General features: G+C 72.1%; 20 protein-coding genes and 1 riboswitch. Of the genes, 12 read left to right on the top strand and 8 right to left on the bottom strand.

What is annotated here, in order from left to right:
* The first annotated feature begins 97 nt into the window (after positions 1 to 97).
* Positions 98 to 1,033 carry a site-specific DNA-methyltransferase gene (locus BMH31_RS05480; protein WP_241898152.1) on the top strand — a complete coding sequence of 312 codons (936 nt, stop codon included), beginning with the start codon at positions 98 to 100 and terminating at the stop codon, positions 1,031 to 1,033.
* Here the strand turns inward: BMH31_RS05480 and pdxT are convergent.
* Positions 1,030 to 1,797 carry a pyridoxal 5'-phosphate synthase glutaminase subunit PdxT gene (gene pdxT / locus BMH31_RS15535; RefSeq protein ID WP_241898151.1) on the bottom strand — a complete coding sequence of 256 codons (768 nt, stop codon included), beginning with the start codon at positions 1,795 to 1,797 and terminating at the stop codon, positions 1,030 to 1,032. The two genes, BMH31_RS05480 and pdxT, sit on opposite strands and share 4 nt — an antisense overlap.
* A complete protein-coding gene (pdxS, locus tag BMH31_RS05470) occupies positions 1,794 to 2,714 on the bottom strand; it encodes a pyridoxal 5'-phosphate synthase lyase subunit PdxS (RefSeq protein ID WP_099723715.1) in 921 nt (306 codons plus the stop codon). Before pdxS ends, pdxT begins: the two co-directional genes overlap by 4 nt.
* Positions 2,715 to 2,810: 96 nt before the next feature.
* Here pdxS and BMH31_RS05465 point away from each other — a divergent pair, with 96 nt between their 5' ends.
* Entirely contained in the window at positions 2,811 to 4,361 is a 1,551-nt protein-coding gene (locus BMH31_RS05465) for a PLP-dependent aminotransferase family protein (protein WP_099723716.1), read from the top strand.
* Here BMH31_RS05465 and BMH31_RS05460 read toward each other — a convergent pair.
* Genes BMH31_RS05460 through BMH31_RS05450 form a run of 3 tightly spaced genes read right to left on the bottom strand, consistent with a single transcriptional unit; the run spans position 4,358 to position 5,497 of the window.
* Positions 4,358 to 4,765, bottom strand: a complete 408-nt coding sequence (locus BMH31_RS05460; RefSeq protein ID WP_099723717.1) for a DUF488 family protein — start codon at positions 4,763 to 4,765, stop codon at positions 4,358 to 4,360. The genes BMH31_RS05465 and BMH31_RS05460 overlap by 4 nt on opposite strands.
* A 4-nt stretch (positions 4,766 to 4,769) precedes the next feature.
* Complete coding sequence (locus tag BMH31_RS05455; RefSeq protein ID WP_099723718.1) at positions 4,770 to 5,177, bottom strand: multidrug efflux SMR transporter; 408 nt, start codon at positions 5,175 to 5,177, stop codon at positions 4,770 to 4,772.
* Positions 5,174 to 5,497, bottom strand: a complete 324-nt coding sequence (locus BMH31_RS05450; protein ID WP_046454041.1) for a multidrug efflux SMR transporter — start codon at positions 5,495 to 5,497, stop codon at positions 5,174 to 5,176. Before BMH31_RS05450 ends, BMH31_RS05455 begins: the two co-directional genes overlap by 4 nt.
* A gap of 7 nt (positions 5,498 to 5,504) precedes the next feature.
* Positions 5,505 to 5,573, bottom strand: a riboswitch (guanidine-III (ykkC-III) riboswitch).
* A gap of 122 nt (positions 5,574 to 5,695) precedes the next feature.
* On the opposite strand from BMH31_RS05450, the gene BMH31_RS05445 reads away from it, so the two are divergent.
* A complete protein-coding gene (locus BMH31_RS05445; RefSeq protein WP_099723719.1) occupies positions 5,696 to 6,358 on the top strand; it encodes an asparagine synthase in 663 nt (220 codons plus the stop codon).
* Here the strand turns inward: BMH31_RS05445 and BMH31_RS05440 are convergent.
* Positions 6,355 to 6,696: a GNAT family N-acetyltransferase gene (locus BMH31_RS05440; protein WP_099723720.1), complete on the bottom strand. Its 342-nt coding sequence runs from the start codon at positions 6,694 to 6,696 to the stop codon at positions 6,355 to 6,357. The genes BMH31_RS05445 and BMH31_RS05440 overlap by 4 nt on opposite strands.
* 122 nt (positions 6,697 to 6,818) lie before the next feature.
* Here BMH31_RS05440 and BMH31_RS05435 point away from each other — a divergent pair, with 122 nt between their 5' ends.
* The 7 genes from BMH31_RS05435 (at position 6,819) to BMH31_RS05405 (ending at position 14,503) form a co-directional block, all read left to right on the top strand.
* Positions 6,819 to 8,165 (top strand): MFS transporter, encoded by a 1,347-nt coding sequence (locus tag BMH31_RS05435; RefSeq protein ID WP_241898150.1) that lies wholly within the window; start codon positions 6,819 to 6,821, stop codon positions 8,163 to 8,165.
* A complete protein-coding gene (locus tag BMH31_RS05430) occupies positions 8,162 to 8,770 on the top strand; it encodes a hypothetical protein (protein ID WP_099723721.1) in 609 nt (202 codons plus the stop codon). Before BMH31_RS05435 ends, BMH31_RS05430 begins: the two co-directional genes overlap by 4 nt.
* Positions 8,767 to 10,569: an adenosylhomocysteinase gene (locus tag BMH31_RS05425; RefSeq protein ID WP_241898149.1), complete on the top strand. Its 1,803-nt coding sequence runs from the start codon at positions 8,767 to 8,769 to the stop codon at positions 10,567 to 10,569. The genes BMH31_RS05430 and BMH31_RS05425 overlap by 4 nt, the downstream gene beginning before the upstream one ends.
* Before the next feature lie 37 nt (positions 10,570 to 10,606).
* A complete protein-coding gene (locus tag BMH31_RS05420; protein ID WP_099723822.1) occupies positions 10,607 to 11,899 on the top strand; it encodes an amidohydrolase family protein in 1,293 nt (430 codons plus the stop codon).
* A gap of 135 nt (positions 11,900 to 12,034) precedes the next feature.
* Positions 12,035 to 12,865, top strand: a complete 831-nt coding sequence (locus tag BMH31_RS05415; RefSeq protein ID WP_099723722.1) for an ABC transporter substrate-binding protein — start codon at positions 12,035 to 12,037, stop codon at positions 12,863 to 12,865.
* Between the two features lie 34 nt (positions 12,866 to 12,899).
* Entirely contained in the window at positions 12,900 to 13,748 is an 849-nt protein-coding gene (locus BMH31_RS05410) for an amino acid ABC transporter permease (RefSeq protein ID WP_099723723.1), read from the top strand.
* Positions 13,745 to 14,503: an amino acid ABC transporter ATP-binding protein gene (locus tag BMH31_RS05405; RefSeq protein WP_099723724.1), complete on the top strand. Its 759-nt coding sequence runs from the start codon at positions 13,745 to 13,747 to the stop codon at positions 14,501 to 14,503. The genes BMH31_RS05410 and BMH31_RS05405 overlap by 4 nt, the downstream gene beginning before the upstream one ends.
* Before the next feature lie 34 nt (positions 14,504 to 14,537).
* Here BMH31_RS05405 and BMH31_RS05400 read toward each other — a convergent pair whose 3' ends face one another.
* A complete protein-coding gene (locus BMH31_RS05400; protein ID WP_099723823.1) occupies positions 14,538 to 15,101 on the bottom strand; it encodes a hypothetical protein in 564 nt (187 codons plus the stop codon).
* 164 nt (positions 15,102 to 15,265) lie between these two features.
* On the opposite strand from BMH31_RS05400, the gene BMH31_RS05395 reads away from it, so the two are divergent.
* Positions 15,266 to 16,780 carry an MDR family MFS transporter gene (locus tag BMH31_RS05395; protein ID WP_099723725.1) on the top strand — a complete coding sequence of 505 codons (1,515 nt, stop codon included), beginning with the start codon at positions 15,266 to 15,268 and terminating at the stop codon, positions 16,778 to 16,780.
* Positions 16,781 to 17,504: 724 nt separating this feature from the next.
* Here BMH31_RS05395 and BMH31_RS05390 read toward each other — a convergent pair.
* Positions 17,505 to 18,419, bottom strand: coding sequence for a LysR family transcriptional regulator (locus tag BMH31_RS05390; RefSeq protein ID WP_099723726.1), 915 nt, complete (start codon positions 18,417 to 18,419; stop codon positions 17,505 to 17,507).
* Between the two features lie 122 nt (positions 18,420 to 18,541).
* Here BMH31_RS05390 and BMH31_RS05385 point away from each other — a divergent pair, with 122 nt between their 5' ends.
* Complete coding sequence (locus tag BMH31_RS05385; RefSeq protein ID WP_099723727.1) at positions 18,542 to 20,146, top strand: aminotransferase class I/II-fold pyridoxal phosphate-dependent enzyme; 1,605 nt, start codon at positions 18,542 to 18,544, stop codon at positions 20,144 to 20,146.
* The last annotated feature ends 94 nt before the right edge of the window (positions 20,147 to 20,240 follow it).

Genomic DNA, 20,240 nt, shown 5'->3' with positions numbered 1-20,240 from the left:
TTTCGTCGGGGATGCGATGGGGTCACGCTAGCGGGCGCCGCCGACATCCGGGTTGCCGCCGCGGCATTCGCGCGCGGACGCCGGTAGGCTGATCCGGATGGAGATCGGGAACAGCATGCGCCAGGTGATCGACTGGACCCCTGCGAGTCCCGACCTCGTGCTCGCGGGCGACAACCTGCCGCTGATGCGGGCGCTGCCCCGCGAGTCCTTCACCGTGGCCTACTGCGATCCGCCCTTCAACACCGGGCGCGCGCGCCAGTACGAACGGGTGCGCGGTACGCGCATCGAGCCGAAGACCGACCCCGATACCGCGGGTGCGAATACGGGCGAGAGCCCCGAAGCGGAGGAGGGCGGTCGCCTGGGCTTCCGCGGGCTCTCCTACGAAGTGGTCCGGGAGCGCACGCTGCGCTTCGACGACCGCTTCGTCGAGTACTGGGAGTTCCTCGAGCCCCGTCTCGCCGAGACCTGGCGTCTGCTCGCGCCCGACGGCACGCTCTACCTCCACCTCGACTATCGCGAGGCGCACTACGCGAAGGTGCTGCTCGACGGGCTGTTCGGACGCGACTGCTTCATCAACGAGATCATCTGGGCCTACGACTTCGGCGCCCGCACCAAGCGGCGCTGGCCGACGAAGCACGACACGATCCTCATGTACGTGAAGGATCCCGACCGGTACTATTTCGACGCCGAGGCCGTCGACCGGGAGCCCTACATGGCTCCCGGCCTCGTGACCGCCGAGAAGGCCGCGAAGGGCAAGCTGCCCACCGATACCTGGTGGCACACGATCGTCTCGCCCACGGGCAAGGAGCGCGTCGGCTACCCGACGCAGAAGCCCGTCGGCGTGGTGCGCCGCATGATCCAGGCCTCGAGCCGCCCGGGGGACTGGGTCATCGATCCGTTCGCGGGCAGCGGCACGGCCGGCGCCGCCGCGGCGGAGCTGAAGCGCAAGTTCGTGCTCATGGACGACAATCCCGAATCGATCGCGGTCATGGCTCAGCGCCTCGCCTCCACCGGGGCGGTCGTCGGCCTCTAGCCCGCGGCGAGCCGTACGTCCGCGTCGGCTCGATCGGGATCCGCGGCGAGTTCGAGGAGCGCGCGGTGCACCGCGGGATCGCCCGAGAGCTCGGGATGGAACGAGATCCCGGTCACCGTGCCGAGCCTGAGCGAGGATCCGCCGCCCGGGGTGCCCGAGCGGCCCAAGCGGCCTGCGCCGGATGCGCCCGCGCCGGAGACGTCCGCACCTGAGCCGGACCCGCTCGCGGCCACCGAAGTCGCGCCGAGGATCCGGCCGTCGGCCCGGGCGATCGCGCGAGCGCCCGCGCCGACCGACACGATCTCGGGAGTGCGGATCAGCGCTCCGCGCACCGCCCCCTCCGCGCCGGTTCCCGAGACGCCCGCGGCATCGACCGCGAACTCGGCCTCCGTCGAGGCCAGCTGGGCGCCGAACGCGTTGCGGCGAACGGCGATATCGAGGAACCCGAGCGACTGCTGGCCCGGAGCGGGATCGAGCACGTCGCGCGCGAGCAGGATCAGGCCGGCGCAGGTGCCGAGCGTCGGAAGTCCCGCCGCGATCGCGGCGCGCAGGGGACTCGCCAGTTCGAGCAGTCGCAGCAGGCGATCCTGCGTGCTCGACTCGCCTCCGGGCAGTACGAGCGCGTCGAGGCGGGTTCCGTCGGGCCCCGCGAGGTCTCGCTCGCGGCGCACGAGGACCACCTCGACGCCGAGCCGCTCGAGCACGCGCGCGTGCTCGGCGACGCCGCCCTGGAGCGCGAGCACCCCCGCGCGCACTCGGCTCACCAGCCGCGCTCGGCGAGGCGGTGCGGGGCGGCCAGGTCGGCGACGTTGATCCCCACCATCGCCTCGCCGAGCCCGCGCGAAGCGGCGGCGATCTCCTGGGGATCGTCGAAGCGGGCGGTGGCGCGCACGATCGCGGCCGCGCGGGCGGCGGGGTCGCCCGACTTGAAGATGCCGGATCCCACGAAGACGCCGTCGGCACCGAGCTGCATCATCATCGCGGCGTCCGCCGGGGTCGCGACGCCGCCCGCGGTGAAGAGCACGACGGGCAGCTTGCCGGTGCGGGCGACCTCTGCGACGAGGTCATAGGGGGCCTGCAGGTCCTTGGCCGCGACGTAGAGCTCGTCGGCGTCGAGCGACCCGAGTCGGGCGATCTCGCGCTTGATGGTGCGGATGTGCTTCGTCGCCTCCGAGACGTCGCCGGTGCCAGCCTCGCCCTTGGACCGGATCATGGCGGCGCCCTCGGCGATGCGGCGCAGGGCCTCGCCCAGGTTCGTCGCCCCGCAGACGAAGGGCACGGTGAACGACTGCTTGTCGATGTGGTTGACGTAGTCGGCGGGCGAGAGCACCTCGCTCTCGTCGATGTAGTCGACCTCGAGCGCTTCGAGCACCTGCGCCTCGACGAAGTGGCCGATGCGGGCCTTCGCCATGACCGGGATCGAGACGGCGGCCTTGATCCCGTCTATGAGGTCGGGATCGCTCATGCGGGCGACGCCGCCCTGCGCGCGGATATCGGCGGGGACGCGCTCGAGCGCCATGACGGCGACGGCGCCCGCGTCCTCGGCGATGCGCGCCTGCTCGGGCGTGACGACGTCCATGATCACGCCGCCCTTGAGCATGTCGGCGAGACCGCGCTTCACGAGCGGCGAGCCGATGGCGTCGAGGAGGTCGGGGGTTCCGGGGTTCTGGGAATCAGTCATGCCGAACAGCCTGACGAACTCAATTGGTCCGTGACAAGATCCATCTTCTGTGGAATCGAATAGACCAAGATTGAAGAGAGGTGCAAGAATCGAGGCATGCTCGATTCCGATCCGCGCGCCCGCTCGCGTTCCGCCAGGGCGGCCTCGCTGACGCTCTCGTCGCCGCTGGACCGCTCGGCGGATGCGCCGCTCCCCGTGCAGCTCGCGGCCCAGATCCGGGACGCGATCGACCGGGGCGTGCTGCGCGCCGGCGAATCCGTGCCGGCGACGCGGGAGCTCGGACGCCAACTCGGCGTCGCCCGAGGCGTCGTCGTCGCGGCCTACGAGCAGCTGATCGCCGAGGGCTATCTCTCGGCCGGCCACGGCCGAGGCACCACGGTGCATCCGGAACTGCGGCAGTCCACGCCCTCCGCTCCGGCTCCGGAGGGCTCGGGCGCGCTCTCGAACTCACGGACGGCACCGGCGCCCTCTCCGACCGGAGCCTCGCACCTCGCGCCGCGACTGCCCGGGCCGCTCGCTCCCGGCATGCCGATCAGCGACGCGGTCGATCGGCCCGCCTGGCGGTCGGCCTGGCGCACCGCTGCGGCGCGCGCCCACCTGGCGGCTCCCGAGCTCGGCGATCCTCGGCTCCGCGCCGAGATCGCGGAGCACCTGCGCCGTATGCGCGGGACCGCGCGCGATGCCGAGGACGTGATCGTGACCGCCGGCGCGCGCGAGGGGCTGGGGCTCGTGCTCACCGCGCTCGGCACGACCCGCGGCCGGGCGCTCGCCGTCGGGGTCGAGGATCCCGGGTATCCCTCGCTCCGCGGGGTCGCGGCGCGGCACGGGGCGCAGGTCTTCGCACTGCCCGCCGACGCCGACGGGCTCGACACCGCGCGACTGCCCGAGGGAGTCCTCGACGTGGTGATCGTCACGCCGAGCCACCAGTATCCGCTGGGAGGATCGCTCCCGCTCGCGCGGCGGCGCGAACTGCTCGACTGGGCCCGACGCCGCGGTGTGGTGATCGTCGAGGACGACTACGACTCCGAACTGCGGCACAGCGGGAGCCCGTTGCCCACCCTCGCGGCGCTCGACGATCCCGCAGCCGGGGCGGTGCTGCTGCTCGGCACCTTCTCGCAGACCATCGCGCCGGCGCTCTCAGCGGGCTACCTCCTGGCGCCCTCCGGCCTGCGCGGGGTCATCGAACCCGTGCGGGAGGAGCTGGGCGGCCCGGTCTCGACCGTCGTGCAGACGGCGCTCGCCGAGTTCCTGGCGACGGGCGAGCTGCGCCGGCACACCGCTCGGATGCGGCGCCGGTACGCGATCCGCAGGGAGCTCGTGGGCGAACGGCTCGCCGGTATCGCGGGGGTCCGCGTACGACCCACCCACGGCGGGCTGCACGCCGTGGTCGAGCTCGGCTCGGGTCCCGGCGGCCGGGAGCGGGAGTCCGCCGCAGTGCGGCGGATCGAGCGTGCCGGGCTCGGCGGGGCCTCGCTCGAACGGTACTGGCAGCGGCGGGAGGGGATCCCGAGCGCGCACAGCGCATCCGGTGCGCCGGGCGGCTCGACCGCGCCGCAGCACGGGATCGTGATCGGTCTCGGCGGAGCCGACGAGGCCGAGTTCGATCGCGCGCTGCGGCGCTTCCGCGAGATCCTCGAAGCTGACTAGTGCGCGCCGGAGAGACCCGGACCGGTCTGCTCCGCGCGGTCGCGCAGCGCGTCGCGCAGCACCACCGCGTGGTTCCGGACCGGATCCTTGGCGCCGTAGACGAGCGTGACCCGCGGCACCGAGCGGGCGAGGGCGACCAGCCGGTCGAGCCCCGCCAGCGCCGCGCCCGCGGAGAGCTCCGCGCGGTACCGCGCGGCGAACGCCGCGAAGTGCTCGGGGGAGTGCCCGTCGGGATCGTGGTGCCACTCCGTACGCAACTCGGCGCTCGGTGCGACCTCCTTCGCCCAGTCGTCGAGCGCTGCGCGCTCGCGGCTCACGCCGCGCGGCCACAGCCGATCCACGAGGACGCGGGTGCCATCGGACGGTGCTGCGGGCTCGTAGGCCCGCTTCAGCAGGATCTCCACGGCCTCAGTCTTGCACGGACCCGCTCCCGGTGCCCGCCGCCTTCGACGGAGGCGCGGGTGCGAACTTCAGCCCGATCACGCAGCCGACGATCCCGGCGATGAACAGGAGCTTCAGCACCGAGACGGGCTCGGTCCCGATGACCATCGAGGCGAGCACGGTCAGCGCTGCGCCGGTTCCGGTCCAGACCGCGTACGCAGTGCTGAGCGGGATCCCGCGCATCGCGTAGCCGAGGCCGATCATGCTGAGCGGCGCCGCGACCGCGAACACGAGCGACGGGACGAGCACGGTGAACCCGTGCGAGGCGTGCAGTGCGAGCGCCCAGATCGCCTCCAGCACCGCACTCGCGAGGAGCACGCTCCACGCGGAGGCCTGGCTCGGGGTGCGGCCGTCGCGGCGGCCCCGGGCGGTCATGCGCTCACCAGCTTCAGGCCGGCGACGCAGGCGATCAGGCCCGCGAGCAGCGCGATCCGCAGCACGGTGGCACGCTCCTTGCGGGTGATCATCGCCCAGGCCGCGGTGAGCACCGCGCCGAGCCCGACCCAGACCGCGTAGGCCGTGCCGACCGGGATCTCGCGCATCGCCCAGGCGAGGCCGACCATCGAAGCCGTCACCGAGACGACGAAGAGCACGCTCGGCCAGAGCTTCTTGAATCCCTTCGACGCGTCGAGCGCCGAAGCCCAGACGGCCTCGAGCATTCCGCTGAGGATCAGGACGATCCATGCGACAGACATGTCCACCTCCGTGGCAGTCTTGTCGCTGGGCGGGTACTGCTCCCTCGTCCGCGCTTCGACTCAGAGCGAAGCCCCTCCAGGCTCGCACACTCGGTGCGGGGTGGCAACCCGCGACTCACCGGATGCACAGGTGCATGGTGCGCGAGGCACCCCGGTTGCGGAATACTGGTCTGCGAGCGTCTGAGGAAAGGGGGCTGCGTGTTCGGTTGGTCGAAGAAGCGCAAGCGTCCGGGCTCGCGCGCCCCGCGCAAGCTGCCGCGCCGGGTGCTCGCCCCCGTCGAAGAGATCGTCGAGCAGGGTCTGCTCGTGGCCGATGTCGCCGTCCGCATGACGGTGAAGAACGACATCATCATGAACGCCCTCAAGAAGCACATGGACTACGACGAGACCAAGGTCGTCGACATGGTCCGCGAGGCGACCGAGGACCTGGCCGCCGAGCGCGAGCGCGATGCGAAGCACATCAGCCGTGTCCGAGGCGAGATCCGCGACACCGGCCGCAGCGCCTGGAGCGAGTCCGAGTACGGCAACGAGGACAACCGCACGCTGCGGCACCGCCAGGAGGTCTACGAGAACATCGCGGCCGAGCTGCGCCGCCGTGCAGCCGATCCCGAATACCTCACGGAGACCGCCACGCGCGCTCGCGCTGCGGCCTGGGAGGAGATCGGGGACTCGCTGAAGGAGCGCGCCACGCACCCCTACTACAGCGGGGGCGCGAGCGCGGAGTACCGGGAAGCCCGGGACTCCCGGATCCAGCAGCTCATCGAGAAGGACCTGACGGCGCTCGTGCGCGAGCACGCGGAGCCGAAGGCCGGTCTGTTCAAGAAGCGCCGCACCAAGAAGGGCGACGACGAGGAGGACTAGCCCTCTGGGTCGGCAGCGGCGTCCGCTGCACCGCCGGCGAGCTCGGGGTGCCTCTGCAGGTAGCCCGCGATGAACCAGCAGGACGCCTCGATGCGTCGGCCCGTCGTGATCGGGTCGGTCAGTGCGCGCTGCGCGAGCACGCCCGCGAGGCCGGTGCCGCGCAGCGACGGATCGACGACCGTGTGGTCGAAGTCGATCGCCTCCTCGCCGAGCAGCGTGTAGTGCGCTTCGCCGATCCGCGCTCCGTCGCGCGTCAGCACGAAGCGGTTCCGCTCCGGTTCGTGGGTGAGCAGGATCCCGTCGGCCGCGGCCGACGCCTCATCGAGATATCTCGCCATGGGATCAGGGTACGCCCCGGATCGGGAACCGGTGTCGGAGGCGCCCGCTACCCTGGAACCTCCGGAACACCCGCCCGCGCAGCGCCGCTCCGCGCTCGCCGTCGCATCCTTCGAGGAGCCCCGTGACCACCACTCAGGCGCCCACACCGCCGCCCGCCGCGCTCTCGGCGACCCAGGCCCGCCGCGTCGCGGTCGCCGCGCTCGCCGGAACCGCCATGGAGTGGTACGACTACTACCTCTTCGGACTCGCCGCGGCACTGGTGTTCAACCGCCTCTACTTCACGACCCTCGACCCCCAGGCCGCCGCGCTGGCCGCCTTCGCGACCTTCGGCGTCGGCTTCGTCGCGCGCCCGCTCGGTGCGATCCTGTTCGGCACCCTCGGCGATCGCATCGGTCGGCGCCCGACCCTCGTCCTCAGCGTCGTGCTCATCGGCACGGCGACCGCGCTCATCGGCCTGCTGCCCGACTTCGCATCGATCGGCATCGCGGCACCCGTGCTGCTCGTGCTGCTGCGTCTGGTGCAGGGCGTCGCGGTCGGGGGCGAATGGAGCGGCGCAATGACCATCGCCGTCGAGCACGCCCCCGCGCGGCTGCGCAACCGCCTGGCTGCCCTCGTCCAGCTGTCGTCCCCGATCGCGACCCTGCTCTCGAGCGGAGCCTTCTCGCTCGTGCTCCTGCTGCCGGCCGCGGACTTCGACGCCTGGGGATGGCGCGTGCCGTTCCTCGCGGCGATCCCGATGCTGCTCGTCGCGGTCTGGCTCCGCCGGCGCATCGAGGAGTCGCCGGCGTTCGTCGAGCTCGTCGGTTCGGGGCGGCGCGCTCGGGTGCCCGTGCTCCAGGTGATCTCGCGGGCTCCCGGCCGGCTCGGCATCGCGATCCTGGTCTCGCTGCTCGGGGTGGGCGGGTTCTACTTCATGAACACCTTCCTCGTGAACTTCGGCTCGGGCGCGCGCGGCCTCGATCGCCAGCTCATGGTCAACGCGACGCTCATCGCCGCGGTCGTGCAGGTCGGCGTCACGCTGCTCTCGGGCCGGCTCGCCGAGCGCTTCGGTCCGGGCCGTGTGACGCTCTGGGGCGGACTCGCGACCGCCGTAGTCGCGTTCCCGGTGTTCTGGCTCGTGGACTCGCGGCAGCCGGTCGCCGCCGTGCTCGCGGTCTGCCTCGGTCTCGCCGCCGTGATCCTCGCCTACGGGGTCGCCGGTCCGGCGCTCACCATGCTCTTCCCGTCCGAACTCCGCTACTCGGGGGTGAGCCTCGGCTACAACCTCGCGGCCGTCGTCGGCGGTTTCCTGCCGCTGCTCGCGCAGGCGTCCCTGGGATGGTCGGGCAACGCCTCGTGGGGTCCGGCCCTGCTGTTCGCCGTCTTCGGTCTGGCCACGGCGCTCGGCGGAGCCCTCGCGCATCGCGTCATCGAACCGGCGTCCGATGCCGTCGACCCGAGCGGCATCCCCGAACCGGGGGAGCGATGACGCTCGTGGGCCGTCGCATCGCCGCGGTCGCCGCAGCGGGTGCGGTCGCACTGCTGCTCGCCGGCTGCGCCAGCCCCGAGCCCGAACCTCGGAAGCTGACCGCCTCGGAGGCCGGAACCCGCTATCTCAGCGCGGTCTGCCCGGTGAACCAGGCCTGGGATCGGGCCGACGTCGAACTCGACCGTCTCCGGCTCGTGCTCGCGCGCGGAACCGCCTCGGCGGGCAAGGCAGAGACCGCGCCGTTCTCCGAGGCCATGGGCGAAGTCGGCGCGGCGAGCACACGAGCCGCCGGGGAGCTCGGCTCGCCCGGCATCGTCTGGCCGAAGACCGCAGCTCCGACCATCGAGGCGGTGCGCGCCTCGCTCGCCGCCGATGCCGGGCAGGCGAAACGCGTGGCGAAGCTCGACGCCGCCGCGGCGATCGCCTACCGGTGGGATCCGGGCGATGCGGCGGAGAGCGACACCCGGGCACGCGCCGCCCTCGGCCTGACGGGCGAACCGCAGGCGGCCTGCGCGCAGTGGCGGGCCGAACAGCAGAAGTCGAAGTCGAAGCCGAAATCGAGCGGACCGGCGCCGAGCACCGACGCCCCGAAGGAGCAGCAGTGACGGAGCAGAGCAGAGCCACGGACGCCGAGCGCGGGCTCGCACAGCGCATCGAGCGAGCGGTGCGCCTCGCCGCCCGCGCCGGCAACCGGCTGCTCGCCGGCGGCCGGGCCGAGATCCGGATCGACGATCGCGTTCTCGTCGCCGCGCTCACGGGCGTGCTGACACGCATGGGGGTACGCGTCGGTGCTGGCTCCGATGCCGGTTCCGGTGCAGCGCGTCCCGACTTCGTGTTCGCCGACGGCGACGGCGTGGGCATCGCCGACACCGTCCGAGCATTCGCGCGAACCGACGACGCGGCGGCGGGCCTCCCCGTCACCGTGATCCCCGTTCCTCCCGGTTCATCGACTGCGGGTGTCGCAACCGACCCGCATCTGGCCGAGACGGTGCACGAGGCGCTCGGTGCCGACTGGCGCTCCGAAGCCCTGCGGCGCGATGTGCTCGCCCTCCACGGGCCCGAGGTCACTGCGGCGCTCGCCGTGCGCACCGGTCTGGCCCCCGAATCCGACGCCGAAGCACGCATCGCCTGGGCGGCGCTCGGCATGCCCGTCACTGCGGCACTCGCCGCGGAACTCGCCGAACGCCGCAGCATCGCGGGATTCCGGGTCGCCGTGAGTCTGGTGCTCGAACCCAAGACCAGCGCGCTCGCCCTGGCGCTGCAGCGGGCGGGTGCCGAGGTCGCCGTGTTCAGCGCCGCGAGCGAGACCGATCCTTCGGTGGCGCGGGCGCTCGCCGCGGGCGGCGTCCGGGTGTTCGCTCCGCAGACGCAGGTGCCCGGGCACGAGGCCGCTGCCGTCGACGCGGAGCACGCCGCCGGGGTGCTCGACTGGCGGCCGCAGCTGCTCGTCGACGACGGCTCCCACCTGATCCGGCTCGCCCACTCGGAACGACCCGAGGCGCTCTCGGGGCTGCGCGGATCCAGCGAGGAGACGACGAGCGGCGTGCGTCCGCTGCACGAGATGGCGGCGGCGGGCGAACTGCGCCTGCCCGTGATCGCCGTGAACGACGCGCGCACCAAGACCGACTTCGACAACCGCGTCGGCACGGGGCAGTCCTGCGTGCTCGCCGTCGCGGACCTGCTCGATCCGTGCGGTGCCCCGCCGCTCGCGTTCGAACGTACCCTCGTGCCCGTCGCGGGAACCTCCTGGGCGGTCGTGGGCTACGGACCGGTGGGCGAGGGCGTCGCGCGCTTCGCAGCGGCGCTCGGCGCGCACGTCACCGTGGTCGAGCGCGACGCCGTCCGTGCGCTCTCCGCGGTGCATGACGGCTTCGCGGCGGCGCCGCTCGCCGACGCCTGCGCCTCCGCCGACGTGGTGATCAGCGCGACCGGGGTGTGGCACACGCTCGACGGGGCCGCGCTCGCGGCGCTGCGCCCCGGCACCGCGGTCGCCGTCGCCGGAGGCGTCGACGACGAGCTCGGGCTCGACGAGCTCCGTGAAGCGGGCTGGACTGCACGGGAACTCGCATCGGGCATCGCCGAGTGGAGGGCACCCGGCAGGGATGCGGCAGAGCACGGGATCCTGATCCTCGCCGATGGCGGCGGCGTGAACTACACGGCGGGGGAGGGCAACCCCGTCGAGGTGATGGATCTCTCGTTCGCGACGCAGCTCGCGGCCCTCGACCGGCTCGCGAGCGCCGAGCTCGAGCCGGGCGTGCACGCGATCGACACCGCGGACGAGCTCCGGGTCGCCGCCGCGGCGCTCGCGGCGCGCGGAGACGGTGCGGACCCCGCACCCGCCTGCGCGCGACCGGGCGGTGCGGCCCAGCCGTGGCGCGTGCACCGGTACCGCTCCGCCGGCTGAATCGGGCGGACCCGCCGCAGGCCATACACTCGACACCGTGACTGCCGCCCCCGAGATCGTCGTCCACAGCGCTGACCTGGTGCTGCCCGTGACCAGCCCCCGCATCCGCGACGGAGCCGTCGCCGTGCGCGACGGCCGGATCCTGCACGTGGGCGACCGCCGCTGGGTGCTCGAGGCGCTGGCCGAACGCGGCGCGGCGTTCCGCGAGGAGCACTGGGACGGCGCGATCGCGCCGGGCCTCGTCAACGCGCACACGCACCTGCAGTACACCCGCATGACCGAGGTCGCCGAGCGGCACTACACCGGGTTCGACGACTGGGGCGACGCCTTCGACGTCGCCTACGAGGCCGGCGAGCACGACTGGGCCGCCGCCGCCGCCGACGGCGCGCGCATGTCGCTCGCCGCGGGCGTCACGGCCGCCGCCGACGTCGTCACCGACGAGCCCGCGCTCTCGGCGCTGCACGACGCGGGTATGCACGGGATCGCCTATTGGGAGGTCTACGGCGCCAGCAACGAGGACTGGACCCCGGAGGCCCGCGACGAGGTGCTCGAACGCATCCGCCGGATCCCGACGCCGCCCGGTGCGGGCGTCTCGCCGCACGCGCCCTACTCGCTCGACGTGCAGCCGCTGCTCGAACTGCCGGACCTCGTGCGCGAGGAGGGCCTTCGGCTCCACATCCACCTGGCGGAAGCGCACATGGAGCGCGAGCGCGGAACGGGATCCCCGGGGCACGAGACCTGGCCGGAGCTCGGCGCGGACAGCTTCCGCGCGCTGCGGTCGCGGGGGATCGGGGTGTCCTCGACCCAGTTCGTCGACCACCTCGGTGTGCTCGGGCCCGACTGCCACATCGCGCACGGCGTCTACGTGAGCGCCGCCGACCGCGCGCTGCTGCGGGCCCGCGGCACGAGCGTCGCGCTCTGCCCGCGCTCGAACGAGATCATCGGGCTCGACATGCCGCCGGTCGCGGACTACCTGCGCGAGGGCAACGCCGTCGCGGTGGGCACCGACTCGCTCTCGTCCTCGCCGTCGCTCGACCCGCTGGCCGATGTCGCGCTGCTCTACCGCGTCGCCCGGCAGCAGGGCTATGCGGAGCGCGATCTGCACCAGCGCCTCTTCTCCGCCGTCACCCTCGGCGGCGCGACCGCTCTGGGACTGCACGTCGGCAAGCGCCGCATCGGCCAGCTCGGTGTCGGGGCGCTCGCGGATCTCGCACTGTTCGACATCGATGCGCGGGATCCCGACGCCGCGCTCGCCCAGCTCGTCGAGGACGGCGCCGGTCGCTGCGCGCGCACCATCGTCGCCGGCGAGGAGCGCTACGCGGCGGCCTGATCGGGCCTTTCGGCGGCACCGTTCGACACGTGTGACGTTCCGTGACGCACCATGCTCGACCGGGCCGATCCGGCGAATAGAATGTTCGCTGGCCGAGTCTGCCTCGATCCGGCCCGGACCCCTCGAAGGAGCCCCATGAACCGCCCGTCGCGCTTCACCCGCATCTCCGCCGTCGTCGCGGCTTCCGCCGCGATCGTGCTCGGCCTGACCGCGTGCGCCGGCGGCGCCGACACCGGCGAGACGGTCACCCCGGGCAAGCTGACCATCGCCACGGGGGAGCCGGCCTACGCCCCCTGGGTGATCGACAACAAGCCGCAGAGCGGCAAGGGCTTCGAGGCCGCCGTCGCGTACGCCGTGGCCGAGAAGATGGGCTACGACAAGAAGGACGTCGTCTGGACCCGCACCAGCTTCGACGCCGCCATCGCGCCCGGCCCCAAGGACTTCGACCTGAACATCCAGCAGTTCTCGGTGAGCGAGGAGCGCAAGAAGGCCGTCGACTTCTCCTCGCCGTACTACACGACGACCCAGGCCGTGGTCGCCGCGGGCAAGACCGACGCCGCAAAGGCGAAGAGCATCGCCGACCTCAAGAACGCCGTGATCGGCGTCGCCTCGGGCACCACCTCGCTGAAGGTCGCCCAGCAGGAGATCGCTCCGAAGCAGGAGCTCAAGGTCTTCAACTCGGTCGACGACACCGTGCAGGCGCTCAAGAGCGGCCAGATCGATGCGATGGTCACCGATCTGCCCGGTGCGTTCTACGTGCGTGACGCGCAGCTCGACGGCGGCGTGATCGTCGGCCAGCTCCCCTCGGGCAGCGCCGGCGGCGACGAGTTCGCCTTCGCGCTGCCGAAGGGCTCGAAGCTCACGAAGCAGGTCAGCGACGCCGTGGACGCGCTCCGCAAGGACGGCGAGCTCGACAAGCTCGCCGCAGAGTGGATCGCCGACCAGGGCGCTCCCGTCCTGAAGTGATCCCGCTGCGACCCGAAGAGAATGGGGTGACCCGGTGAGCACCACCGAGGTGAGCTCGATCGAGCTGGAACGCCGCGCCTATCGCGCCGCCCGCGGCCGCCGCTCGGCGCTGATCAGCGTCGTGAGCACCCTGGTGTTCCTGGCCGCGGTGGTGCTCCTGCTCGTCAACAGCCCGGGCTGGGAGCAGGTCCGCGCATCGTTCTTCGATCTGCAGACCGCGATCGATGCCCTCCCCAAGGTGCTCGTCGGGCTCTGGCTCAACATCCAGGTGCTCTTCTTCGCCGTGATCGGCGTCGCGATCCTGAGCACCCTCGTCGCGATCGCGCGCACCCTGCGCGGACCGGTGTTCACGCCGCTGCGGCTGCTCGCCGCCGGCTACACCGATGTGTTCCGCGGGATCCCGGTGCTGCTCGTGCTGTACCTCATCGGTTTCGGGGTCCCCGGGCTCGGGCTCACCGGCCGCGTGCCGGTCCAGATCCTGGGCACCATCGCGCTGGTGCTCTGCTATTCGGCGTATGTGGCCGAGGTGCTGCGCGCGGGCATGGACGCCGTGCACCCGTCGCAGCGCCTCGCCGCCCGCTCGCTGGGGCTCAGCCACGGCAAGACCCTGCGCCTCGTGGTGCTGCCCCAGGCGGTGCGCAAGGTGACGCCCGCGCTCATGAACGACTTCGTGTCGCTCATGAAGGACGTCGGCCTGATCTCGGTGCTCGGCGCGGTCGATGCGATCCGCGCGGCGCAGATCGAGGTCGCCTCGGTCGCCAACTTCACCCCGTACGTGGTCGCCGGCCTGCTGTTCGTGATCCTGGCCTGGCCGTTCATCCGCCTCACCGACTGGATCTCGGCGCGGGCGCAGAAGCGCGAGCAGATCGGAGGCGTCGTATGAGCGCGGAACGAGCGACCCCGGTGCTGCGGGTCGAGGGCGTCGTCAAGCGCTTCGGCGAGCACCCCGTGCTGCGGGGGATCGACCTCGAGGTCGAGGCGCACGAGGTCGTCGTGCTCATCGGGGCCTCTGGATCGGGCAAGTCGACGCTGCTCAAGACCGTCAACCTGCTGGAGCAGATCGACGACGGCCGCATCTTCCTGGGCGACGAGGACATCACCGACCCGCGCGTCGACGCCGACCGGGTGCGTGCGCGCATCGGCGTCGTGTTCCAGCACTACAACCTGTTCCCGCACATGAACGTGCTCGACAACGTCACCCTCGCCGCGCGCCGGGTCTTCGGGATCCCACGGCCCGAGGCCGAGCGCGTCGGACTCGGCCTGCTCGAACGCATCGGGCTCGCCGCGAAGGCGAAGGAGTACCCGGATCGCCTCTCGGGCGGGCAGCAGCAGCGCGTCGCGATCGCCCGCGCGCTCGCGACCGATCCCGAGCTGCTCCTGCTCGACGAGATCACGAGCGCGCTCGACCCGCAGCTCGTCGGCGAGGTGCTCGACCTCGTGCGCGAGCTCAAGGCCGGGGGATCCACGATCGTGATGGCGACGCACGAGATGTCGTTCGCACGGCGCGTGGCCGATCGGGTGGTCTACCTGAAGGACGGCCGGATCATCGAGTCCGGGCCGCCCGAGCAGATCTTCGAGTCGCCCGAGCGCGAGGAGACCCGGGAGTTCCTCGCGCGGCTGCGCGAGCCCTTCGCCTGAGTCGCCCACGCGAAGGGTCTCACCGGCGTGGATCTCAGATCTGCGCCAGCAGGTCCTTCCAGTGCGCGCGCCAGGCCTCGATGCTGTCGGCGTCGGGCAGGCCGTTGTGCTCGACCGCGACGACCGACCGGCCTTCGTCCTTCGCGACGGCGGAGACCTCGACCACGCCCGATCCCTCGAGGTTCGCGCGCCAGAAGGTGCGCTTCTCGGTACGGGAGCGGCGGCGCCCGGTGGTGAGATGCCCGAGGTGGTGATCGATTCCGGCGACGACTCCGGCCCAGGATTCGATCGCGGCGTCGCGATCCATCTCGACCGTGCGGCTCGCGCTCACGCGGAAGGATCCGGTCGAGGACTGGCCGGGAACCCGGAGGCCCGCGTACTGCTCGAACGCGATGGCGGCGCCCTGGGCCCACCAGTCGGGGTTCTCGACGGACGTGGGGATCTTCTCCCGTGCGATCCGGGCGATCTCGGTGTGGCCGAGCGTCTTCGCGCCCGCCGACTCGAAGAGCGCGACCCAGTCCTCCCAGGGGATGCTGGTCGCGCGTTCGAGGGCGGGGACGTTGCCCGGGCGGGTGCTGTTGCCTGCGGATTCGGTCACGTTCGCTCCCTTCGCCGCGCACCCCGTGCGGGTGCGCCCTCGCACCGGCGCTGCCGACGGCGGAGATCCTCCGTCGATGTCGGTGCCTCCCGTTAGCATAGAACGACTCCCTCGGAGGACCGAGTGAACTCTCGTCCTCCGACCTATCTGAAAGCGATGTACCTGTGGCCGCCGCTTCGCGCCCTGATTCCGCCCTGCCCGATTCGACCGCTGAATCCGTTTCAGCCCCCTCCGCCGCGACCGATCCCACCCCGTTCGGGCCGCGTGAGCAGCTCGCCGTCTGGGTGCTGCTCGGTTCCGCCTTCGTCGTCATCCTGAACGAGACGATCATGGGCGTAGCGCTGCCGCGCCTCATGGACGCGCTGAGCATCAGCGCATCCGCCGGGCAGTGGCTCACCACCGCCTTCCTCCTGACCATGAGCGTGGTCATCCCGATCACGGGCATGCTGATCCAGCGCATCCGCACCCGCACGCTGTTCATCGCGGCGATGGGCTTCTTCACCCTCGGCACGGCGATCGCCGCCGCGGCGCCCGGCTTCGAGATGCTCCTCGTCGGTCGCGTGGTGCAGGCATGCGGCACGGCGATCATGATGCCGCTGCTGATGACCACGGTCATCACCGTGGTGCCCGAGGCCAGCCGCGGCCGGCTCATGGGGCGCATCTCGATCGTCATCTCGGTCGCACCCGCGCTCGGCCCGACCATCTCCGGCGTCATCCTCGAGCACTTCGAGTGGCGCTGGCTGTTCATCCTCGTGCTGCCGATCTCGCTCGCGGCGCTCATCATCGGCGCGCTCCGCATGCCGAACGTGGGCGAACCCCGCAGGGCTCCCATCGACGCGCTCTCGGTGCTGCTCTCGCTCCTCGGCTTCGGCGGGCTCGTCTACGGGCTCAGCGCAGTCGGCGAGCTGGCGAGCGGCGGCTCCTCCATGCCGCCGTGGATCCCGGTCGTCATCGGCGCCGTCTCGCTCGTGTGGTTCGTGCTCCGACAGCTCAGCCTCCAGCGGCAGGAGCGCGCGCTGCTCGATCTGCGCACGTTCCGCTCGCGGCCGTTCGCGTTCTCGGTACTGCTGTTCGCCTGCGCGTCGCTCGCGCTGTTCGGCAGCCTGATCCTGCTGCCCATCTTCGTGCAGCGGGTGCTGGGCCTCTCGGTGTTCGAAGCGGGGCTCTCGCTCCTGCCGGGCGGACTCGTCATGGGCCTGCTCGGCCCGATCGTCGGCCGGCTCGTCGACCGTCGCGGTGCCCGTCCGGTCCTCATTCCGGGTACGATCATCACTGCGATCGGCCTGTGGGGCATGGGGCTCTTCGGCGTCGGCACGCCGCTGTGGTTCGTCATCCTGACCCACGTGGTCATGAGCGTCGGCCTCGCAGCCACGTTCACGCCGCTGTTCACGGTCTCGCTCGGATCGCTGCCGCACCAGCTCGCCTCGTACGGCAGCGCGATGATCGGCACCGTGCAGCAGGTCGCGGGCGCGGCGGGTACCGCGCTCTTCGTGACGCTCATGACCCTGGTGTCGGTCGCGCACGCGGAATCCCCGACCTCGGTCGGCGCTGCCGCGCTCGCGTCGGGCACGCACGTCGCGTTCCTCGTCGGCGGGGCCGTCGCGACGCTCGGCATCGTGGTGGCGTTGTTCGTGCGCGACCCCGCGCCGCAGGCGCAGCAGGTCCCGGTCGGGCACTGACCGGCGTCGCTACTGCGCCAACGCGGAACCCCGTCGGCTCTGGCCGGCGGGGTTCCGCGCGTTCACGGGTCTCGGGAGCTGCTGCGCCGCCTGCGCCGCCTGCGCCGGGCGCTCATGCGGTGTGCTCGCGGGGTCTGTGGGTTCTGCGGGTTCCCCGGGTTCCGCGGGTCATGGGCGCCGGCTGCACAGCTGAGCCGTTCGCTCAGCGATGCCAGTTGCGCGGTTGTACCGGTTGTTCGGCTGTGCCGGGCGTTCGGCTGGGCCGGTTGCGCTGCCGTGCCGGTTGAGTGGTTGTGCCGGTTGAGTGGTTGTGCAGGTTGTTCGGCTGTGCAGGTTGTGCCGGTTGCGCGGCAGTGCTGGTTACGCTGCCGTGCCGTTCGCTCAGCCGGATCTGAACGCTCAGCCGGATCGAAGTCCTCGAATCGGTCCGGCTGGGCGCTCGGATCCGGCTGAGTGCCCGGACCCGGCTGAACGCCCGGACCCTGCGGGACACCCGGACCCTGCGGGGTGTGCCCGTCGCCCTCCGCAGGCCGGACTGTCCCCGCTCGAGATCCTGCCGAGTGAACGCGTGTACATGAAAAGCGGTCCTATTTCATGTACACGCGTTCACTCGACGAACCGGGAGGGCGCCGGGCGGGCGCCGGGAGGACAGGGGCGGGCACGAGCCGGATGAGAGCCGGGGAAGGGCCAGAGGGGCCGAGCCCCCGGGCCCGTGAACTGCGGGCTACGCCAGCGACTCGACCGTGCGACGGAGCGCCTCGGCGAGCTGGCGCACCGCCGGGGGAGGCCCGCTCGCGGGGCCCTTCGCCGCCAGCAGGATCTCCCGTGCGAAGCGCGGATCGTCGAGCGGCCGGAGCGCGACCCCGGCCGGCGGATGCGCGGCCGCCAGCTTCGGCACGAGGCCGACGCCGAGACCCGCCGCCACCATGCCGAGCACGACCGAGTAGTCGTCGGTGCGCAGCGCCACCTCGGCGGTGTGCCCGTCGGCCGTGAAGAGATCGCGCACGATGTCGTCGATGGTGTCGCCCGGCGTCGCGCCGAAGACCCAGGCCTCCTCATGGAGCGAACGCAGCGCCGGCAGGTCGATGCTGTCGTGCTGCGCAGCGGGGTGATGCTCGGGAACCGCGAGCAGCAGCGGGTCGCGGAGGATGCGCGTCGTATGCACCTCGGAACGGAACGGCAGCCCGTAGCCGCTCGCCGTATAGACGAGCGCCGCGTCGATCGTGTTCTGGTTCACCTGCTCGACCAGCGGGGCGACCTCGGTGAGCACCGCATCGAGGTCGATGCCGAGCTCGGTGAGCCGCGCCGCGATCCCGGGCAGCAGGTGCGCGGCCGCGGTCGGGAAGGTCCCGAAGCGCAGCCGGGTCCGGCCGAGCTGGGCGAGTTCGCGCACGTCGGTCAGGGCGCGATCGGAGAGCGCGAGGATCTCGGATCCGCGCTCGAGCATGAGCGAGCCGGCCGCCGTGAGCGTGCTGCCGCGGGTGCTGCGCGACGTGAGAGCCGTGCCGACGAGGTTGTCGAGGTTGCGCAGGTGGTAGTCGACGGTGGGTTGGCTCCAGCCGAGCCGCACGGCCGCCCGCGAGACGGAGCCCTCCGCCGCGACCGCGGACAGGGCCTGCAGCTGTCTGAGGTCGATCATGCGTGCCCCGCATTCTTTGGACGCTGACGGAGGAGATCCCCGTCCTTGCTCCAGAGTGTATATGGTTCGACTGAGCGGATTCCGGGGTTCCGCCGCCGCTCGAGCGGGAGCAGAGTTGAGAGATGCTGCGCAACGACGACATCACTCCCGCACCCACCTCCGCCTCCCGCGTCGAGACCGGTGCGAGCGAGCACCCGATCCGGGCGATCGCCCGGCTCGAGCGACAGCAGCACGCCCCCTACGTCGAGGCGGTGCAGCAGCACGCCGACGCCGCCCCGCTGCACGTCATGGTCCCCGGCCACGGATGCGACCCCGTCGCGGGCGGTTCCCACCTCGCCGACATCTTCGGTGCCCGCACGGTCGAGCTCGACGTCCCGCTGATGCTCGACGGGATCGACCTCGGTCCCGGATCCCCGCTCGAGCAGGCCCGTGCGCTCGCGGCCGAGGCGTGGGGCGCGAAGACCACCTGGTTCATGACCAACGGCGCCTCGCAGGCGAACCGCACCGCGGCGCTCGCGGTGCGCGGACTCGGCGAGCGGGTGCTCGTGCAGCGCAGTTCGCACTCGAGCTTCAGCGACGGCGTGCTGCTCGGCGGGCTGATCCCGTCGTTCGTCGCCCCCAACGTCGACCACGAGAACGGCATCGCGCACGGCCTCACTCCCGAATCGCTCGAGACGGCGCTGCGCGAGGAGGCCGAGGCCGGCCGCGAGGTGTCGAGCGTCTACGTCGTCTCGCCGAGCTACTTCGGATCGACCGCCGACGTCGCGGGTCTGGCCCGCGTCGCGCACGAGGCCGGTGCCGCCCTCATCGTCGACGGCGCGTGGGGCGCCCACTTCGGTTTCCACGAGGACCTGCCGGATTCCCCGGCCCGCCTCGGTGCCGACCTCGTGATCTCGAGCACGCACAAGCTCGCCGGATCCTTCACCCAGTCCGCCATGCTGCACCTGGGCGATACCGAGTTCGCGGAGCGGCTCGAACCGCTCGTGGCTCGCGCTTACACGATGACCTCCTCGACCTCCGCGAGCGCCCTCCTGATGGGCTCGCTCGACGCGTCCCGGCACGCGCTCGTGCAGGGGCACGACGAGATCACCCGCGCGGTCGCGGCCTCCGAGGACTTCCGCAGCCGCCTGCGCGCTGACGGCCGCTTCTCGGTCGTCAGCGACGACTTCGGCGACTTCGGCGACATCGTGGCGATCGATCCGCTGCGCGTCCCGATCGATGTCTCGCTGCTGGGCCAGAGCGGTCACTGGGTGCGCAACCGACTCATCGACGACCACGGCGTCTACTTCGAGATGTCGACGGCGACGGTGATCGTCGCGGTGATCGGCGCCCGCGCCGGGCTCGACGTGGACCGCCTCATGAGCTCCCTCGACGCCGTCGCGCGCGAAGCCGAGGCGCTGCGCGCCGCGGGGGAGACCGCCGCGGTCGAGGCCTTCCCGCCGCTGCCCGAAGCGGGCACCCTGCGCATGCTGCCCCGCGCGGCGTTCTTCGGCGAGAGCGAGATCGTCTCCGCGGAGGACGCGGTCGGTCGCGTCTCGGCCGACACGCTCGCCGCCTACCCGCCCGGGATCCCGAACCTGGTGCCGGGCGAGGAGATCACGCCCGAGACCGTCGCGTTCCTGCAGGCCGTCGCGACCTCGCCGACCGGCTACGTGCGCGGTGCGGCCGATCCCGAAGTGCGAACCTTCCGCGTGGTGCGGGATCCGCTGACCGCCGCTCAGTCCTAGTGCCGTTCCGGGGCTGCTGAGCGCGGTCCCGGGAACCGAGGAAGGCGGTGCGATCCACCCGGATCGCACCGCCTTCGCGTTCGCGGTTGACTTC

This window comes from Leucobacter sp. OLIS6, from assembly GCF_002752355.1.
Lineage (GTDB): Bacteria > Actinomycetota > Actinomycetes > Actinomycetales > Microbacteriaceae > Leucobacter.
The sequence above is the reverse complement of the archived record's forward strand: the minus strand, read 5'-3'. Positions and strand labels throughout refer to the sequence as shown.

Excerpts from the sequence above, each read along its gene's own strand:
- BMH31_RS05450 (WP_046454041.1), bottom strand. The coding sequence starts at position 5,497 with ATGTCTGTCGCATGGATCGTCCTGATCCTCAGCGGAATGCTCGAGGCC.
- BMH31_RS05480 (WP_241898152.1), top strand. The coding sequence starts at position 98 with ATGGAGATCGGGAACAGCATGCGCCAGGTGATCGACTGGACCCCTGCG.
- pdxS (WP_099723715.1), bottom strand. The coding sequence starts at position 2,714 with ATGACTGATTCCCAGAACCCCGGAACCCCCGACCTCCTCGACGCCATC.
- BMH31_RS05390 (WP_099723726.1), bottom strand. The coding sequence starts at position 18,419 with ATGATCGACCTCAGACAGCTGCAGGCCCTGTCCGCGGTCGCGGCGGAG.
- BMH31_RS05415 (WP_099723722.1), top strand. The coding sequence starts at position 12,035 with ATGAACCGCCCGTCGCGCTTCACCCGCATCTCCGCCGTCGTCGCGGCT.
- BMH31_RS05405 (WP_099723724.1), top strand. The coding sequence starts at position 13,745 with ATGAGCGCGGAACGAGCGACCCCGGTGCTGCGGGTCGAGGGCGTCGTC.
- BMH31_RS05385 (WP_099723727.1), top strand. The coding sequence starts at position 18,542 with ATGCTGCGCAACGACGACATCACTCCCGCACCCACCTCCGCCTCCCGC.
- BMH31_RS05455 (WP_099723718.1), bottom strand. The coding sequence starts at position 5,177 with ATGACCGCCCGGGGCCGCCGCGACGGCCGCACCCCGAGCCAGGCCTCC.
- BMH31_RS05465 (WP_099723716.1), top strand. The coding sequence starts at position 2,811 with ATGCTCGATTCCGATCCGCGCGCCCGCTCGCGTTCCGCCAGGGCGGCC.
- BMH31_RS05440 (WP_099723720.1), bottom strand. The coding sequence starts at position 6,696 with ATGGCGAGATATCTCGATGAGGCGTCGGCCGCGGCCGACGGGATCCTG.
- BMH31_RS05430 (WP_099723721.1), top strand. The coding sequence starts at position 8,162 with ATGACGCTCGTGGGCCGTCGCATCGCCGCGGTCGCCGCAGCGGGTGCG.